Consider the following 18829-nt stretch of genomic DNA (forward strand, 5'->3'; position numbering starts at 1 on the left):
ATAACTCATTAATAATAATTTTCCTTTTTTTAATATTTTTAAAATTACAAATTTCATGTTATAATATATATAACGACAAGCTTAAGGGGGAATTTGTATGAAGATAGAATTTTATGGCGCCGCAGGTTGTGTCACCGGTTCATGCCATCTTCTAAAAGTAAAGGATAAAAACATTCTATTAGACTGTGGAATGTATCAAGGAAAAGATGAAAGAGAGAGAGGAAATGAAACCTTTAACTTTAACCCTAAGGATATAGATTATGTTATTTTGAGTCATGCACATACTGATCATAGTGCAAGGATTCCTCTTTTATATAAACAGGGCTTCAAAGGAGATGTTATATGCACTGAAGGTACTTTAGATCTTTGTAATGTTATGTTGGCTGATAGTGGACATATACTTGAGTCAGAAGCGGAATGGAAGAATAGAAAAAGATTGAGGCAAGGACTTCCTCCAATTGAACCTTTATATACTGCAAAAATAGCTCAAGTGACTATGTATCTTTTTAAAGGATATCCTTATGATCAGTGGATTGAGCTTTTTGATGGTTTTAAAGTTAGATTTAGAGATGCAGGACATCTTCTTGGTTCTGCTATCGTAGAAATTCTAATAGAAGAAGATAAAAAGCAAACAAAGTTGGTTTATACTGGTGATTTAGGAAATAAAGATATACCTATTTTAAAAGACCCTACTATTATTGATTATGCTGACTATGTTCTAATGGAAACTACTTATGGAGATAGACTTCACACTAATTTATCCTCAGAATTAGAAGATTTAGCTAAAATAATAAAGGATACCTTAAGACGAGGTGGAAATGTCATAATACCATCCTTTGCAGTAGGAAGAACTCAAGAAGTTCTGTATACTCTAAACAAATATGTTGAAGAAAATGTTCTAAAGGGAGTTTCTGTTTATGTAGATAGTCCTTTAGCTTCAGAATCTACTGCAATTTTTTCAAAATATCGAAAATACTATGATGAAGAAGCAACTAAACTTTTAGCTAGCGGTGATGATCCTTTAAATTTTAAAGGTTTAACATTCACAAAGTCTGCTGAAGAATCCGTAAATCTAAACAAACTTCAAGGTGGTGCAATTATAATTTCAGCTAGTGGTATGTGCGAAGCAGGAAGAATAAAACATCATTTAAAACACAATTTATGGAGAAAAGAATCTTCTATAGTATTTGTAGGATACCAAGCTGAAGGCACTCTAGGTAGAAGTATTTCAGAAGGTGCTAAAAAAGTTAAAATATTTGGCGAAGAAATTGCAGTTAATGCTAAAATATACACTCTACATGGACTATCTGGACACGCAGATAGAAATGGACTTTCAGGATGGTTAGAAGCATTTAAAGCAAAACCTGAAAAAGTTTTATTAGTTCATGGAGATACCTCAGCAATGTCTAGTTTTAATGAACTTTTAATATCTAAAGGATATTCAACCTTTGTGGCTAAATCTGGAGATACCTTTGATACAGAAGTTATACCACAAAAATTCAGTTTAACTAGAAATAAGATATTATCATTAATGAACTCCATTGAAGACTTAGATTCCATGGATAAAAATCTTTTACTTGAGCAAATAAATGACGCAATAAAAGACATTTAAAATATCCTTTATTGCACAAGTTATCTAAGAAAATATATTGGTGCCATTTATCCACCAAATAAACCTTGAATAATAAGATATCAGCTGGATACACTAACTAGCATAAGGAAGGTTTAAAGTGGCGGTATAAAGAATATTTTAGGTTTGTGAGAACCTTTATTTTATACCACTTAATCCACATTATTCTTTCCGGAAGCTATTAATACATTTAGTGTTAGTAGTAAGAGGTAGTTGTATTGATTACATCTACCTCTCAGACTGTAGACTTAAGTCTACAGTCTTGGGCAAGTGTCTTGGCACTTGCCCTGTTTGTTGTTTAGTGAATTTGTTTATTTAATCAATTATTATCAAATGATAACTAGCGTTTATTTATTCAGTACTTAGACGCTTTTGCCTCTCTTTTTTCACGTATAGCTCAATTCCTAAAATAATTATTTTAATATTGTTGAAATATAAACAAAGATTTAATATAATATTGTTAATACACCAACGGGTGGGAGGACAGGTCATGAACAAAGAAGAACAGGTCAAAATGCGTTTTAGGGACTTATACAACAAGATGACTTGGCTTAATAAGCTTAAGATGGAAGACAGTCTTAAGGGTTATAAGTCTTCTGAAGTACATTGCATTGAATACATTGAAAGAAATGTAGATTCCAACGTGACAAAACTTGCGGAATCCTTTTATATGACTACCGGTGCCATAACTAAATTAACTAAGAAGCTCATAAAAAAAGGCATTATCGAAAGCTACCAGAAGCCGGATAACAAGAAAGAAATCTATTTTCGCTTGACTTCGCAAGGGAAAGTAATTTATAAAATCCATGAGGAACTACACAAAGAGTTTCAAGAGCGGGATAAAGCCGTATTTGAGCAGGTAACCGAGGAACAATTTGACAGTATGCTTAGCTTCGTGGAAAGGTATAGTAGGCATTTGGATACAGAAATAAAGAAACTGGGTGTAGATATTAAGTCTGAATAAATTTGAATAATGAAAATGAAACCACAGGCAGCCAACTCTATTGAGAACAGGCTGCATTTTTATTGCTATTATTTTGTTGACAAGGAAGGAAAATAATGATACGATAATTTTGCTTCCAAGGAAGCTAAATCATAACTTTTGAGGGGAGAATTTAAATGTTCAAATTTAAATTACACAATGAACAGAACACAGAACAAACCATAGACAAAAAGGCTTTAATATTCGGTATTATATCTATGTTTCTTTGCGGATTAGGCTTCACTATCGTAGCACCTGTCGTCCCATTCTTAGTTCAGCCTTATACAAGAACTCCTGGAGAACAAGCTATAGTTGTTACGCTGCTTACCTCTATTTATGCAGTCTGCGTGTTTTTTGCGGCCCCAGTACTTGGAACTTTGAGCGACAAATATGGCCGTCGTCCAATACTATTAGTATGCCTTCTGGGTTCTGCAATCGGGTACTTAGTTTTGGGTGTAGGAGGAGCTATATGGATACTATTTGCTGGGCGCATAATAGATGGTATAACAGGCGGGGACATAAGCACTATCTTAGCATATTTTGCAGACATCATTCCTCCGAAGCAGAGAACCAAATACTTTGGGTGGGTGAGTGCGGTTGTAGGTGTAGGCACTGTCATTGGGCCAACTCTAGGCGGATTACTTGCCAAGTTTGGTTATTCTGTACCTATGTATTTTGGAGCAATAATAACTTTATTGAATGTTGTTTATGGATTCTTCTTTATGCCTGAGAGTCTTGACAAGAACAATAGACTGAAAGAAATTACTTTTGTAAGACTGAATCCATTTACACAGCTTGCAAACATACTTTCCATGAAAAGCTTAAAAAGGTTGCTTGTCTCAGCTTTCTTACTTTGGATACCCAACGGATCTTTACAGGCAGTTTTTCCACAATTTATAATGGATACTTTCAGTTGGAAGCCGGCACTAATCGGACTTATGTTTTCAATTATTGGCTTCCAAGACATCATTTCACAAGGGTTCATAATGCCAAAGCTTTTGATAAAACTTAGCGATAAACAGATAGCAATTCTTGGAATGTTTTCGGAGATTATAGGCTACAGTCTTATTGCAGCATCGGCTTTGTTCACATTCTATCCTCTTTTTATCGCTGGAATGTTTATATTTGGCTTTGGTGATTCGATCTTTGGGCCTTCATTTAATGGGATGCTCTCCAAGTCTGTGGATTCTAGTGAACAAGGAAGGATTCAAGGAGGTAGCCAGTCTATTCAGGCTTTAGCAAGAATGATTGGGCCTATCATTGGAGGTCAAATCTATGTATCACTTGGTCATGCCGCACCCGCTTTTATGGGTATGATCCTTATAGCAGCGGCAATACCAGTTTTGTATAAGTGTACGCATGTAAATATGTAACCAGATACCTCCTAAATTGTTGATGTGGTGGTCGGGAAACCTTCTACATCTTAACAGTTTCGGAGGTTTTTTAATACTCCACTGTAAGCTTTTAAGAATTATGTTTAATTATTATGCTAAATTTACTGTTATTATTAATAATGTCCTTAACCTCAATGAAATTAAACCTATCTTTTAAATAATCATTTATGTCTACAGTAAACTGTTTTGCATTAAACTCACATAGGTTTCTACTCATACTAAATCCCAATTTATCTAGCAGCGAAATTACTAAATCTGTTGAGCCTTTAGAAGAAATATTAAATACAATCTTCCCTTTGTAAAATTTATCGTATGTCAAAAATAAATTAAAATTAGGTGTCAATCTTCCTGGAGAAATTGTAACTTTTATTTTGTCACGTTCACAGCAAATTTGTTTTATCTGATTAGGCATTTTAACTCCTCTAGCGAAAATATCCACCAACTCACTTAATTCAAAATTAATTGAAGCCATAAGACATCTCCTTTATATCTAACTTAAAAGGCTAGAATATTTTCCCGTTTCACTAAATGTATATGCATGTTTTCCCATATTAATTTAAAAAGTCAAAAATTAATAATACTTTTTTCATGATTTATATATTTATTTTCCTTTATAAGGTTATACTAAGTTGAGAAATAAGAATAATTGTATTAAAGGAGATGTTAGTTATGGAAACAACTATTATGGCATTAACCATTGATCCAAGAAGTGCTCATGCACCACAAGTTCAGACAGTGTTGACAAAACATGGCTGCATTATCAAAACAAGAATAGGGCTTCATGAAACATCAACAGATTCTTGTTCAGAACGAGGTCTTATACTCTTACATATTAATTCTGATGAAAATAAAGTTAAAGAGTTAGAAAAAGAGCTTCTTGCCGTTGAAGGTGTAAATGTAAAATACATGTCTTTATAGGATAACTTCAATTAATAAAAACCTTGTAATGCAAAATTTTTATCTTGCGTCACAAGGTTTTTATTAATTATTATTATCTTATATAATTTATAGCTGCGTCATTACATTTTGTTAAGCAAAGACCGCATCCAAAACACTTATTCTGGTCTATATGGGCTTTATCCTCAATGGTTATTGCACTATAAGAGCAGCTTTTAGCACATATGCCGCAGGATGTGCACTTTTCTTTATTTACCTGCAGTAAACCAGGTTCTTTGTTAATCTTTCGTTCCTTCATTTTTATTGCAGTTAATCCTCTTATTTCATCCAAGCTTTTATAATTATGCTTATCAAGCCATTCATCTAATTCCTTAATTATTCTAGAATATACTTCTGGTCCTTCTAATATAGCTGCTGTACAAAGCTGAACTGCAGATGCTCCAGCCATTATCATTGCAACTACATCTTCTCCACTAGAAACTCCTCCTACTCCTATTACAGGAACTTTAACAGAATTTGATATAGAGTATACATATCTTAATGCTATTGGGTTTAACGCTTTACCAGATAGCCACCCATATCCCTTCTCATTTCCTAAATAAGGAAGTCCTGTTTCTACATCTATTTGGAGGCAAGGTCCTAAAGAATTTACTGCTACAAATCCATCTGCTCCTTCTTCTACCAATCTCTTTACATACCAGCCTATTTTAGTTATACCTGGATTTATTTTTATATAAACAGGCTTATCAAACTTTCTTGCTGCCTGCAATGATTTTATTACAGGTTCTATGTCTTGCTCCATATAGTGAGTTGATATTTCAATTATATCTGCATACGGAGCAACCAAAGGTGCTAATTTTTCTATATCTTCCGCTGTATATCCTAAGCTTATAATAAAAGGTACACCACAATCTTTACACAATTTATATTCTTTTTGTACCCACTGTTCAACAGGAATTTCTGACCATAATTCACTATATAAAAATGCTCCATGTTTCGTTTCTTGAAGAAAAGGTTTCGGAATCTTGGCAGGTATTTCAGATATAGTTTTTGTTACTACCGCTCCAACTCCCTGTCGTACGCACTCCATCATATGTCTAGCATCTCTAACCTGTGGCCCCGAAGCTGGCATAACTGGGTTTTTCAATTTAATGCTGCGTAGATTTACACTTAAATCCGCCATATAATTACCCCCTAAACTATTGTTTTCAATTATTGAACCTAATTAATAATTTCTACATTTTTGCTTCTTTTCCTTCTAAAAAATATGATTAAATTTAAAAAAGCTTATACAATAACTATTATATTCTTTTTTATAGTATATATGTATAATGATGGAATAAAAAAAAGTTGAGGTTTCCCCTTAGGAAACCAACAACTTTTATTGGTTAGCTGCCATCTTAACATCACATTCGCTTTGTTGTTTCATTAAGTTCGCTGTATAGTTCACTAAATCAACAGTTCTAGTGGAATATCCCCATTCGTTATCATACCATGATACAACCTTTATCATGTTTTCACTGATAACCATAGTTGAAAGCCCATCTACTATTGATGATCTATCATCACCTTTATAATCTATTGATACAAGTGGTTCTTCAGAATATCCTAATATTCCTTCCATGTGTCCTTCTGCTGCTTCCTTAAAGGCATTATTAACTTCCTCAACAGTAACTGGTTTTGAAAGCTCACATACTAAGTCTGTAAGAGATACTGTTGGTGTTGGTATTCTAACTGAAAATCCATTTAGCTTACCTTTAAGGTTTGGTAATACTTTTTCAACAGCCTTTGCAGCACCTGTAGTAGTCGGAATTATAGATTCTCCAGCTGATCTAGCTCTTCTCAAGTCCTTATGAGTTTTGTCCAAAATTCTCTGATCGTTCGTATATGAATGTATAGTAGTCATTAAACCTTTAACTATTCCAAACTTATCATCTAAAACCTTAGCAAAAGGAGCTAAACAGTTTGTAGTACAAGATGCATTTGATATAACAACATGCTTTTCAGCATCTAGATCCTTTTCATTAACTCCCATAACTACAGTTATATCTTCACCTTTTGCTGGCGCAGTTATGATTACCTTCTTAGCTCCAGCTCTAACGTGCTTCATTAACTTCTCTTTATCTTTAAATATTCCTGTTGACTCTATAACTATATCAACATTAAGTTTTTCCCAAGGTAAATTTTCAGGATCATTTACATTTAATATCTTTATTTCATTACCATTTATAATCATGGAATTATCTGTAGTTTCAACAGTTCCATTAAATTTTCCATAGCATGAATCATATTTAAATAAGTGTGCTAAAGTTTTACTATCCGCTCTAGCATTTATAGCAACTATTCTTACATCCTCATCCATTCTCTCTTGAGCAATTCTAAGTACCGCTCTTCCTATTCTTCCAAAACCGTTAATAGCAATATTTATAGACATAAACTCTCCTCCTAAAAAGTAATTTATTACTTATGTATCATAAATATATTATTCAATATTATTTTATGTAATAATATTATTGTTTAGTACATTATATATAACACATTAATGAAATGTGCTATATTATTTATACCAATAAACTATTTATATGTCAATTTTATTGAATACCGAGTTACACTTAATTAACTTTACTTTTCATTAATTTGCTCACATTTACATTATTATTTAAAGAAATTTTAGCTAAATTTGGAGTTCTATCAAAAATAGGTCAAAAAGTAACAATACTTTTTTGCATACAAATATGCCTGCTTAAAACAAAAAGATCATTAAAAAGTACTTCAATTACCTTTTAATGATCTTTTTATTTTATTCAACCTTAAATAAGTTTGTTTTCTCCCTAAGCTCTGCAGAATCTTTGTCTACTCTATCTGCCATATGTGATACTTCATTAGAAGAGGTTAATAATTCTTCTGAAGAAGAAGATATCTCTTCTGAAGCAGCTGAAATATCTTGTGCCGCTGAGGATATCATTTGAATTTTTTCTAGAACTATCTTGTTTCCATCTATTGTATCACTTAAAGTATTCGCTGTTTCTTCTATGGATTTCGGAACGTTTTTCATAGAAGAAATAATATCTTCAAAAGATATTATTGTATCATTTGCAGTTACTGCCTGATCCTCAAGTAATTCTCCAACTTTATTGGAATTTTCAATAACTTCTTGAGTTTCATCTGTTATAGATTTCACTAAATCTATTATTTTTTTTGATGAACTACTGGACTCTTCAGCTAATTTTCTTACTTCTTCTGCAACTACTGTAAAACCTTTTCCATGTTCTCCTGCTCTTGCAGCTTCAATTGAAGCATTTAGCGCCAAAAGATTTGTCTGCTCAGATATATTACTTATAACATCCGTTATTTTGCCTATTTCAAAAACCGTAGTAGATAACCCGTTAACTTTTTGAAGTACTACATCATAGGATTGTTTTATTGCTACGATAATATTAATTAACTCATAAATCTTGCTTTCGCCTTCTACAGCCTTAACTTCAGTGTCTTTTGCACCTTCTCCTACTTCAGCAAGCTTTTTACTAACTATATCAATTTCTTCTGTTAAAGCCATTAAAGAGCTTACAACATTTGATATTTCACCAGCTTGAGATGCTGCATTTTGCGACACCTCCTGTATAGAACAGGAGACCTCACTAGCTGATGCTACCATCTCCTCTGATATAGTAGAAAGAGTTGATGCTGATTCTCCAAGCTGCAAAGATGCATTTTTCACTAATCCTAAAGAGTCCCCAATAGTATTTAATGTATCATTTAACTTATTTGACATATTTGCTATTTCATCTTTACCTTTACTATTTATTCTAATAGTAAAATCCCCTTGAGCTATTTCATTCATTGATTGTGAGACTTTTTCTATTGGCTCTGATACATTTTTACCAATGAACATTGCCAATAACATTGACAAAATTCCTCCTATAATAGCTATTGATAATAATACTTCTACTATAGTTATATTAGACTTAGTAAGTTCACTTATCGGTACAGTAGCTACAAATATCCACCCTAAACTTTCATTGTAATCATAGGCTGATAACTTTTCTACTCCATTATAGTTATATTCAATTATGCCTTTTTTCGTTGAAATTATTTTTTTACCAAAATCCGTATCTACAACAGTCTTCTTAAGTATTTCATCTTCTTTGGGATGTGCTACAGTCATACCATCATTTTGAAGTATATACAAATATCCTGTTTCCCCAATCTTATTATTGGCAATATACTGCTTGGACAATAATTTTAAATCTACAGTTTGAGTTATTACCCCTATAAGTTCCCCACTATTGTCTAATACAGGTTCTGATATAACAAAAACAGGTTTTTTAGTTGTGATACTTTCCTTTACTTGGCTAACATAAGCTCTTTTTGTTTTTTAACCTCTGTAAAATAATTCATGCTACTTAAATCTTTTCCTGCTATTGTTCCAGTGGCGTCTAATATCCCTACACCATCTTTGCTAATTAATGCTACATTTTCATAAAATCCGTAATCGCTTTGGTATCTTTTAAATTCACTTATAATTGATGCTTCTAATGTTGGATTTAACTTACCTGCATTCAAATCATTTAAATAATCTATAGTGTTTTTAGAATAAGACATTTCATTTCCTATTTTCTCCATTATAGATTCCAAATTTTCTAATGACATTTTTACAGACTTTTCTTGATTGATAAGAGTATTCTTTGCATCTTCAATATTTATTTTACTATTTATAAAATATATTAGAATTCCACCTATAATTAAGGGTATTATTGCAAAACTAGCGAACAGTATTATAAATTTACTTTTTATTTTCATATAGCTCCTCCTCTTAAGTTATTAATTCATTGCAAATTTAAAATTTTTATTTTATGAAGCTTTCAGTTTTTTATAATTCAATTCATCGTGTATTATTTAACATAATTAGATAAATACAAAATTCATCAAATTATTATATTAATCAAAACATAACAACTCATATAAAAATTATACTAAATGTTAACAATTTTTTAAAGTGTCAAACATCATATTTTATTCATAATTTAAATGTATTTATATGTATATTTAAAACATATTTATTTAATGTGTTTGAAAATACGGAATTAAAATAATACTCTTACATTAATTGTTAAAAATACTACTATAAACTGACGGTAATATACAAGGATATTTCACTTTCCAAAATACAACTTGACAAAAAATGTACATTATTATATGATTTAGAAAGAATTATTTTTTGGTAGTGGACCTTTCGTCTATAATGATGAGAGGTTTTTATTTTAAGTAATGGGAGTGAAAAATATGGCAAAAATTAGAACGAGATTTGCACCAAGCCCAACTGGATATATGCATGTTGGTAACTTAAGAACAGCACTATATGCTTATTTAATAGCTAAACATGAAGGCGGAGACTTCATATTAAGAATAGAGGATACGGATCAAGAGAGATTTGTGGAGGGTGCTTTAGATATTATATATAACACTCTAAAAGCAACTGGATTAAAGCATGATGAAGGTCCAGATGTTGGAGGCCCTGTTGGACCATATGTTCAAAGTGAAAGAACAGAAATATATTTAGAATATGCTAAAAAATTAGTTGAAAAAGGTGAAGCTTATTACTGTTTCTGTACTAAGGAAAGACTTGATTCTTTAAGAGCAGAAGCTGAATCTGAAAAGAAAACTCCAAAATACGATAAACACTGTCTTCATCTTTCAAAAGAAGAAATTGAAAAGAATTTAGCTTCAGGTATTCCTTATATTATAAGACAAAACAACCCTCAAACTGGTACAACAACCTTTAACGATGATATTTATGGAGCTATATCAGTAGATAATTCTGAATTAGATGATATGATTTTAATAAAATCAGACGGATTCCCTACATATAATTTTGCCAATGTTGTTGATGATCATTTAATGGATATAACTCATGTTGTACGTGGAAGCGAATACTTATCTTCATCACCAAAATACAATAGATTATATGAAGCTTTTGGATGGGAAGTTCCAGTATATGTTCATTGTCCACCAATAATGAAAGATGCACAGCATAAGTTAAGCAAAAGAAACGGTGATGCTTCCTTTGAAGATTTAGTTGCCAAGGGATATCTAAAAGATGCTGTACTTAACTTTATTGCACTATGCGGCTGGAACCCTGGTACTGATAAAGAGATCTTTACACTTGAAGAACTAGTAGAAGTATTTAATTATAGAAACATAAATAAATCCCCTGCTATTTTTGATGATGTTAAATTGAGATGGATGAACAGTGAATACGTTAAAAAATTACCTCTAGATGAGTTTAACTCTTTAGCTCTTCCATACTATAAAAAAGTAATAAATAAAGATTTAGACTTTATGAAAATAAGCGAATTAATGCATACTAGAACAGAAATATTCAGTGACATCCCTGAAGTAGTTGATTTCTTTGAGGAATTACCTGAATACTCAATAGATATATATACACACAAAAAGATGAAAACTAATGTAGAAAACTCTTTAGAAAGCCTTGAAAAAATATTACCAAAATTTGAAGCTATTGTTGACTGGAATTTCGGAAATATTGAAAAAGCTTGTATGGAGTTAGTTCAAGAGCTAGGTGTTAAAAACGGAGTAGTTTTATGGCCTGTGAGAACTGCTGTATCAGGTAAGCAATCTTCACCAGGTGGAGCATACGAAATAGGTGAAATTCTTGGAAAAGATGAAACAATAAGAAGAATAAAAGTTGGTATTGAAAAACTTAAATCAGCAAAATAGCCAAAAGATGTGCATAAGCACATCTTTTTTTAATCTATAGCTTTCTATAGAAAGAAAAGGCTGAAAGCGCATTGATAAATTATATTTATAAGCGCATTTTAAACTATTAAAATAATTTATACTACAAAATAGAATGTTAAATTTATGTTAAAATAAACCTGTTATGTAATTTTAGACATAAAAATACTTTATTTTTTCCAGGGAGGGATAATATATGAAGAAAAAACTCGGATGCATTTTGAGCTTAATTGTAGCTGCAAGTATAACTTTTGCTGGATGTGGCAGTAAACAGGCTTCTAATGCTTCACAAAGTAATAAAGATTCAAAAGAGACAAAAATAATGTTTAGTGGTTCTTCCACTATGGCACCTATAATATCAAAAGTTGGCGACAACTTTACTCAAAAAAATAAGACATGGAATAAGGTTGATGCTAAGCTTTCGGACAAGCCTATACAAATAGCTGTTTCTTCTGGCGGTTCTGGTACTGGAGTTAAGGCAGCTTTAGAAAAAACAAGTAATTTTGGATTAGTATCAAAAGAAGTTTCAAAAGATGAAAAATCAAAAATGCCTGAGTATAAAGAATTTAAAATAGGTATGGATGCTCTTACTATATCTGTAAATCCTCAAAATCCTATTCTAACTAAGAAAAAAGGATTAACAAAAGAGGAAATACAAAAGATATTCTCTGGAGAAGCAAAATTATGGAGTGATCTTGATTCATCCTTACCAAAAAATAAAATAGTTGTAGTAGTAAGAGACGCCAGCGGCGGTGCAGGTGAAGTATTTGAAAAAAGCATAATGGGAGATAAAAAAGTAACTAAAGAGGCAATTCAATCCCCATCCATGGGAGCTTTAGGACAAAAAATAATAGAAAATAAAGATGCTATAGGTTATGCATCAGTAGGTATTGTAGATCAAAATAAGGGAAAATTGATTTCAATGGATGTAGATGGTGTAACGCCAACAGCTGAAAACATATTAGATGGCAAATACAAAATAGCTAGACCACTATTAATAATAAAAAATGGCGAATTAAGTGGAGAAGAAAAGGCCTTTATTAATTATTTAGCATCGGATGAAGGATTAGAGGTAGTTAAAGAATTAGGATTTGTACCTACGAAGCCTTCCAAATAATAGAGCTCGTCAGGAATAACACCTGGCGAGTTTATTTAATATTTTGAAAGGTGATTTTAATGCGTAATAAAATTGAAAAGATTTTTTCTATCTTGGTAAAGTTATTAGCTTTCATTTCTGTATCTCTTCTAACTTTGATTCTAGTATTTATTCTAAAAGAAAGCGTTGGATTGTTTAATAAAGTTTCTTTATCTAGTTTTATTTTAGGAAGTGAGTGGCAGCCTTTAAATGCTAATCCCCAAGTTTCCATAAAGCTTTTTTTAGCAGCAACCTTATTTGTTTCAATAATAGCTGTATGTATGGCAATTCCTATTGGAGTTGGATTTGCCATTTTTATTTCTATTTTACTACCTGATAGTATAAGCAAAGTGATAAAAGCCTTTGTAAATATGCTTTCCGGAATCCCCTCTGTAGTATACGGCTTTATAGGTCTTTCGGTTTTAGTTAAATTTTTTGAAGTCCATTTTTCTTTTTCAACTGGAGAGTCAGTATTATGCGCAGGAATACTTTTATCAATCATGATTCTTCCCTATGTAATTTCTAATTGCAGTGAAACTGTAAGTAAAGTTTACGGAAGATATAAAGTTCATTCTCAATCTCTAGGAATTTCTAAATGGTTTATGATGAATAATCTTATACTGCCAAGTTGCAAAGCAAGCATACTAGCTTCAGCAATTTTAGCTACAGGACGGGCAATGGGCGAAACAATGGCTGTTATGATGGTTATAGGCAACAGTCCAATTATGCCTACCCTGCTTGGAAAAAGCGAAACTATTCCAGCACTTATAGCTCTCGAAATGGGCTCTGCGCAAATAGGCAGCACGCATTATCATGCACTTTTTGCTTCTGGCTTTACTCTAATGGTGTTACTTTTAATAATAAATGCTGTGTTTTATAGTATAAGTAGAAAAATTACATTTTAAAGAAGGGTTTAGTATGAGTAGATTTTTTAAAAGCATACCTTTTGTATTGTGGTATTTTGTAAGTACTTTTGTAGTTGTGTCTATAGTTATATTTATATTTAGTTATGTTTTTATGAAGGGAGCTCCCTCTGTAAATCTTCAATTTATTTTTGACTCTCCTAAAGGCATGCCTCTTGGGATGGAAGGTGGAATACTACCTGCAATACTGGGAAGCTTAGCATTAATGCTTTTAGCATGTATAAGTGCTGCAATTCTTGGGATATCTACTGCTATCTATTTATGTTTTTATTGCAGCAGTAATGGTATCAAAAATTTAATTCATTTAATAGTAAGCTCTATTGCAGGAGTACCTTCTATAGTTCTTGGACTTTTTGGATATTCCTTTTTAGTATACTTTTGCGGTTTCGGAGTGAGTCTTATATCTGGAGGTATTACGCTGGGAATAATGGTATTCCCATATGTAGAGATTATGGCAGAAAAAGCTATTCTAGAAGTAGATAAAAATTTAATTTTTTCATCCTATGCTCTAGGAATAGATAAATGTTATACATTTTTTTATATAGTACTTCCTAGATGCAAGGATGAAATTCTATCTGGAATAATTATGTCTGGAGGCTTTGCTATGGGAGCAGCAGCACCGGTTATGCTAACTTCTGCAGTAGTTTCAGCGCCTAATCCCGACTCTTTATTTTCTCCAGTTATGGCTCTTCCCTATCATCTATACATATTAGTAAGTCAAGGCATCTCTTTTGAGAAAGCTTATGGAACTGCATTAGTGCTCATAGTAATTCTAATAATATTGAATACGACAGCTGCTCTTATCAGTGTAGGAAGGAGGCAGTAACTTATGAATGATATACTTAAAATACAAAATCTACAAGTTTATTTAGATAATAAATTGATACTAAAAAATATAAACCTTTCAATTGAAAAAGGGAAAATTACTGCAATAATAGGGCCTTCTGGCTGCGGAAAGTCAACTTTACTGAAAACAATAAATAGAATTATTGAAGAGGAAAGCAAATCTAAAATTCAAGGAAATATTTTTTTCAAAGGTGAAGATATAAAAAAAATCAGTAAAGAGACCTTAAGAAAAAATATAGGTTGTGTTTTTCAAATGCCAGCGCCTTTTCCCCTATCTATTTATAAAAATATGACTTATGCACTTAAATATTATGGTACAAGCAATAAAAAACAACTAAATGAAATTATCGAGGAAAAACTAGAAATGGTAGGTTTATATGAGGAAGTTAAAGAAATATTAAACATGTCTGCTCTAAAGCTTTCTGGTGGACAGCAGCAAAGATTATGTATAGCAAGGGCATTAACTGTTGAGCCTGATATTATTCTAATGGATGAACCTTGTTCCGCATTAGATTTAAATAATACTACTAAAATAGAAGATACCTTGAAAAAACTAAGCAAAGACTATACTATAGTGATCGTTACCCACAATCTAGCACAGGCAAAGAGAATATCAGACTACACCGCATTTCTACTTGATGGTCAAGTTGAAGAATATAGCGAAACAAAAAAATTGTTTTCAAACCCAACTAAAGAAACTACAAAAGAATATATTGGAGGATTATTTGGATAACATGAGTACAAAGATGATAAACTTAAATATACCAGGCAGATGCAATTTAGAACTAAAAAATGTTGTTTTTGATTATAATGGAACTATTGCCGTAGATGGTTCACTTTCCGATTATGTTAAAAATATGCTTACTGAACTAAGTACTTATTTAAATATATACATAATAACTGCAGACACCTATGGAAATGTAAGAAAACAATGCAAAGACCTTCCTGTTATTATTGAAACCTTCTGCAGAGGAAATGCAACTATATACAAGAAAGAGTTTATAGAAAAATTAGGCTATGGAAGTACCATAGCTGTAGGTAATGGACTCAATGACGTAGAAATGCTAAAAAAAGCAGCATTGTCAATAGCTGTTATAGGCGACGAAGGATGTGCCTCTCAAGCTATAGTTAACTCTCATATAACTTGTAAAAATATTAAGGACGTATTTGATATGATACTTAAGAAAAATAGAATCAAAGCAACGCTAAGAGATTAGCGTTGCTTTAATTTAGATGATAATATATTTTAAAATTCTATAATGTCTTTGCAAAATTTCCTCCGAAAGTCTTACATCTCTGTGCTTCCTCATCACCTGGATACCATAATTCTCTTATGCCTTCGTTTACTACTTCTAGACCAGCTTTATTGAGTTCTTCAGTAATCATCTTTACTGATTCTCCACCCCATCCGTAACTTCCAAAAGCTGCTGCTTTCTTATTTTTAAAACTAAGCCCCTTTATCATTTCTAAAATTCCAGCTGTTGAAGAAAGTATTCCTTTATTTATTGTTGAAGAACCTACCAATATAGCTTTAGATTTAAAAACTTCAGTGATAATATCATTTTTATCAGATTTTGAAGAATTAAATATCTTAATAGCTATGTCACTATTAGCGGATTTTATCCCCTCAGCTATCATCTCAGCCATTCTTCTTGTAGCATTCCACATACTGTCATATATAATAGTAACTTGATTTTCCTGATAATTCCTTGCATATTCTAGATATTTATTAACAATTTGAAGTGGATTGTCTCTCCAAATGATACCATGACTAGGACAAATCATGTTAACAGGCAAATTCAAACTAAGTACCTCATCTATTTTCTTTTCCACAAGTGTGCTGAATGGAGTTAAAATGTTCGCATAATATTTTATTACTTCCTGATATAATTCAGCGTTATCAACATAATCATTATACATAAGCTCTGAAGCATAATGTTGACCGAAGGCATCGTTACTGAATAATATGTTTTCACCGGTTAGATATGTAAACATACTGTCTGGCCAATGAAGCATTCTTGCTTCAACAAATATTAATTTATTTTCTCCAATTTCTAATGCGTCTCCAGTTTTAACCTCAACGAAGTTCCAATCTTCATGATAATATCCTTTAAGTAATTTAGCGCCACTTTTAGTACAGTAAATAGGCACATTAGGTATTTCTTTAAGCAATTCTGGAAGTGCTCCGCTGTGATCAGGCTCAGAATGATTTGCAATTATGTAGTCAATTTCTTTTAAATCAATTTCCTTTTTTAAGTTATCTACAAATTCTTTAGCAAATGGTTTCCATACTGTATCTATTAATACGGTTTTTTTATCCCTTATTAAATATGAATTGTAGGATGAACCTTTATGTGTTGAATACTCCTCACCATGGAATCTTCTAATCTCCCAGTCTATTTTCCCTACCCAGGTAACTTTGTCATTAATTTTAAAACTCATAGTAGCACCTCTTTTATTAATTAAATACTTTGCTATATTTTAATTTTTATATAAAACTTATTTAATCTGTGTTATCAATAGTTTGCCTATTTTTCTATTATATAAACAAAATTCTTGGTTTTAAGTGGAGATTAAGCGCTTAGATGGTCATATTTGATCAAATAGTCATGGAATAAAGCTAGCATAGTAAGATTTTGTTATTTTTAATAGACTAAGTAATATAAATTTTGTTATAATTATGTCATAAATAATTTGAATTTTCCGTAACAAGGGTTACTGACTAAACAAATACAACCTTGGTAAAATAATACTATGACAAATTATTAATTTTACGCATTATTTCACTTAAAAGTGAAACACTGTTAATATTATTAATTAAAGTAGGAGGTAATATTATGCAAAAGTATTTATGTGTTGTTTGTGGATATATCTATGACCCTGAACAAGGTGATCCAGATAACGGAGTTAACCCTGGGACATCTTTCGAAGACGTTCCAGATGACTGGCTATGTCCTTTATGTGGTGTAGGTAAAGATCAATTTGAACCTACTGAATAAAATAAAATGTATTTAAATTAAGAAAAACGGCATAACATTTTTATAATGTTATACCGCTTTTCCTTTTCTTACAACTGTAGCTTTGGATAATTCAAATTTAATAATTTATTTGCCTATCTGATTATATACATTAAAGGCATCTAAAATGTGAAATTGCTTTGTTTGGTGATTTCCGCTTGCTCCGGTAGTTACCAAGACATAGTCCTTGTCATTCACAACCGCTAAACTAGCAAGACATAAGCCTGCTTCTTCTGTATATCCCGTTTTTCCTCCTAATATTTTTCCTCCTACTATATCTGTATGATCCATATATTTAAACATTGTATTGCTAAAAGTTATTCCATTTGGATGCAAGTTCGTTGGTTTGGTACTATATCTACTACTAGTGTAGATTTCACGGAACACATCTTTTTGAAGTGCATACTGTAATAAAACAGCAAGGTCTTTTACAGTGGTATAATGCTGACTATCTTGTAGTCCTGTTGAATTAGAAAAGTGTGTATTTGTCATTCCTAATTTAACTGCCTTTTCATTCATCATTTTCACAAAGTTTTTTTCTGAACCTGCAATTTCATTAGCTAATCCAATACAGCACTCTGCGCCAGAGGGCAGCATGACTCCATACAGTAAATCAATAATCTTTACGTTCTCATTAGGCAAAAATCCAGCCATTGAAGCTTGTGCGTTATATAATTCCGGAAAAATATCAGATGAAAGTTTAATTGTTTTATTAAGATCTGATACAGTATCAATTACAACAACAGCAGTCATTATTTTAGTTAATGAAGCTGGATATATTTTATCTTCAGAATTCCTTTCCATTAACACCTGCTTGTCTGATAAATCTAATAAAATTGCATTTGAACTATATAACTTATTTGTTTTAATATCATTTCTTTGTTGTTTCTGATATTTTTTTAATTCTTGATTTTTCTCTGATATTTTAGCGGCATAGTTTTTTTGTTGAAGGGTAGCAAATTTTTTAAGTAATTTCGGTTCATTAAACAGCAATGATTTTCCTTGAACCAATAAAATAATTGAACAAGTAACTATCAAAATAAATATACTCATTTTTAAATAACTAGTTTTTTCCTTTATTTTTTCATTTTTTAACATATTCATTTCCTCCCTATCCTCCCTAATAACCTAACAATTTCTTATTAAAGCTCATAGCCTATTTCGCACTATTAAGAAACTGACCATAAATACGCTTCTCCCTGGAATTGTGAATGCATTAATCATTATCCTTTCCACAAAGAAAAAGCCT

The 18829-nt window shown here is 31.7% G+C and carries 18 protein-coding genes; 11 read left to right on the top strand and 7 right to left on the bottom strand.

All coding sequences use genetic code 11. The features are described 5' to 3' along the window. Positions 1 to 97: 97 nt before the first annotated feature. The 3 genes from RCG18_RS25265 to RCG18_RS25275 all read left to right on the top strand — a co-directional run bounded on the left by RCG18_RS25265 (position 98) and on the right by RCG18_RS25275 (position 3985). Positions 98 to 1612 carry an MBL fold metallo-hydrolase gene (locus RCG18_RS25265; protein ID WP_308038736.1) on the top strand — a complete coding sequence of 505 codons (1515 nt, stop codon included), beginning with the start codon at positions 98 to 100 and terminating at the stop codon, positions 1610 to 1612. Positions 1613 to 2120: 508 nt separating this feature from the next. Continuing rightward, positions 2121 to 2594, top strand: a complete 474-nt coding sequence (locus RCG18_RS25270) for a MarR family transcriptional regulator (protein ID WP_308038737.1) — start codon at positions 2121 to 2123, stop codon at positions 2592 to 2594. Positions 2595 to 2749: 155 nt separating this feature from the next. Beyond that, positions 2750 to 3985: an MFS transporter gene (locus tag RCG18_RS25275; protein ID WP_308038738.1), complete on the top strand. Its 1236-nt coding sequence runs from the start codon at positions 2750 to 2752 to the stop codon at positions 3983 to 3985. 91 nt (positions 3986 to 4076) lie between these two features. On the opposite strand, the gene RCG18_RS25280 is transcribed toward RCG18_RS25275, so the two are convergent. Further along, positions 4077 to 4478: a hypothetical protein gene (locus RCG18_RS25280; RefSeq protein WP_308038739.1), complete on the bottom strand. Its 402-nt coding sequence runs from the start codon at positions 4476 to 4478 to the stop codon at positions 4077 to 4079. A gap of 197 nt (positions 4479 to 4675) precedes the next feature. Between RCG18_RS25280 and RCG18_RS25285 the strand changes: the two genes are divergently transcribed. After that, positions 4676 to 4924, top strand: coding sequence for a hypothetical protein (locus RCG18_RS25285; RefSeq protein WP_308038740.1), 249 nt, complete (start codon positions 4676 to 4678; stop codon positions 4922 to 4924). Positions 4925 to 4997: 73 nt separating this feature from the next. Here the strand turns inward: RCG18_RS25285 and RCG18_RS25290 are convergent, their stop codons facing one another. The 4 genes from RCG18_RS25290 to RCG18_RS25305 all read right to left on the bottom strand — a co-directional run bounded on the left by RCG18_RS25290 (position 4998) and on the right by RCG18_RS25305 (position 9703). Beyond that, a complete protein-coding gene (locus RCG18_RS25290) occupies positions 4998 to 6086 on the bottom strand; it encodes a 4Fe-4S binding protein (RefSeq protein WP_308038741.1) in 1089 nt (362 codons plus the stop codon). 198 nt (positions 6087 to 6284) lie between these two features. After that, positions 6285 to 7337: a type I glyceraldehyde-3-phosphate dehydrogenase gene (gene gap, locus RCG18_RS25295; protein ID WP_308038742.1), complete on the bottom strand. Its 1053-nt coding sequence runs from the start codon at positions 7335 to 7337 to the stop codon at positions 6285 to 6287. A 366-nt stretch (positions 7338 to 7703) separates the two neighbouring features. After that, positions 7704 to 9239: a methyl-accepting chemotaxis protein gene (locus RCG18_RS25300; protein ID WP_308042111.1), complete on the bottom strand. Its 1536-nt coding sequence runs from the start codon at positions 9237 to 9239 to the stop codon at positions 7704 to 7706. Positions 9240 to 9247: 8 nt separating this feature from the next. Further along, positions 9248 to 9703, bottom strand: coding sequence for a hypothetical protein (locus RCG18_RS25305; RefSeq protein ID WP_308038743.1), 456 nt, complete (start codon positions 9701 to 9703; stop codon positions 9248 to 9250). A 483-nt stretch (positions 9704 to 10186) separates the two neighbouring features. On the opposite strand from RCG18_RS25305, the gene gltX reads away from it, so the two are divergent. The 6 genes from gltX (at position 10187) to RCG18_RS25335 (ending at position 15780) form a co-directional block, all read left to right on the top strand. Next, positions 10187 to 11641 carry a glutamate--tRNA ligase gene (gene gltX, locus RCG18_RS25310; RefSeq protein WP_308038744.1) on the top strand — a complete coding sequence of 485 codons (1455 nt, stop codon included), beginning with the start codon at positions 10187 to 10189 and terminating at the stop codon, positions 11639 to 11641. A 214-nt stretch (positions 11642 to 11855) separates the two neighbouring features. Further along, positions 11856 to 12776 carry a phosphate ABC transporter substrate-binding protein gene (locus RCG18_RS25315; RefSeq protein WP_308038745.1) on the top strand — a complete coding sequence of 307 codons (921 nt, stop codon included), beginning with the start codon at positions 11856 to 11858 and terminating at the stop codon, positions 12774 to 12776. 59 nt (positions 12777 to 12835) lie between these two features. Beyond that, positions 12836 to 13699, top strand: a complete 864-nt coding sequence (gene pstC, locus RCG18_RS25320) for a phosphate ABC transporter permease subunit PstC (RefSeq protein WP_308038746.1) — start codon at positions 12836 to 12838, stop codon at positions 13697 to 13699. Positions 13700 to 13712: 13 nt separating this feature from the next. Further along, positions 13713 to 14543: a phosphate ABC transporter permease PstA gene (gene pstA, locus RCG18_RS25325; RefSeq protein WP_308038748.1), complete on the top strand. Its 831-nt coding sequence runs from the start codon at positions 13713 to 13715 to the stop codon at positions 14541 to 14543. 3 nt (positions 14544 to 14546) lie between these two features. After that, entirely contained in the window at positions 14547 to 15296 is a 750-nt protein-coding gene (locus RCG18_RS25330) for a phosphate ABC transporter ATP-binding protein (RefSeq protein WP_308038749.1), read from the top strand. A gap of 13 nt (positions 15297 to 15309) precedes the next feature. Further along, positions 15310 to 15780, top strand: coding sequence for an HAD hydrolase family protein (locus RCG18_RS25335; protein WP_308042112.1), 471 nt, complete (start codon positions 15310 to 15312; stop codon positions 15778 to 15780). A 37-nt stretch (positions 15781 to 15817) separates the two neighbouring features. Here the strand turns inward: RCG18_RS25335 and RCG18_RS25340 are convergent, their stop codons facing one another. Further along, a complete protein-coding gene (locus RCG18_RS25340) occupies positions 15818 to 17005 on the bottom strand; it encodes an anaerobic nitric oxide reductase flavorubredoxin (protein WP_308038750.1) in 1188 nt (395 codons plus the stop codon). Positions 17006 to 17400: 395 nt separating this feature from the next. Here RCG18_RS25340 and rd point away from each other — a divergent pair, with 395 nt between their 5' ends. Then, positions 17401 to 17562, top strand: a complete 162-nt coding sequence (gene rd / locus RCG18_RS25345) for a rubredoxin (protein ID WP_211144775.1) — start codon at positions 17401 to 17403, stop codon at positions 17560 to 17562. Positions 17563 to 17667: 105 nt separating this feature from the next. Here rd and RCG18_RS25350 read toward each other — a convergent pair whose 3' ends face one another. Beyond that, on the bottom strand, positions 17668 to 18678 hold the full coding sequence (locus tag RCG18_RS25350; protein ID WP_308038751.1) for a serine hydrolase: 1011 nt from the start codon (positions 18676 to 18678) through the stop codon (positions 17668 to 17670). Positions 18679 to 18829: the final 151 nt, after the last annotated feature.

This window comes from Clostridium sp. OS1-26, from assembly GCF_030915445.1.
Lineage (GTDB): Bacteria > Bacillota > Clostridia > Clostridiales > Clostridiaceae > Clostridium_AM.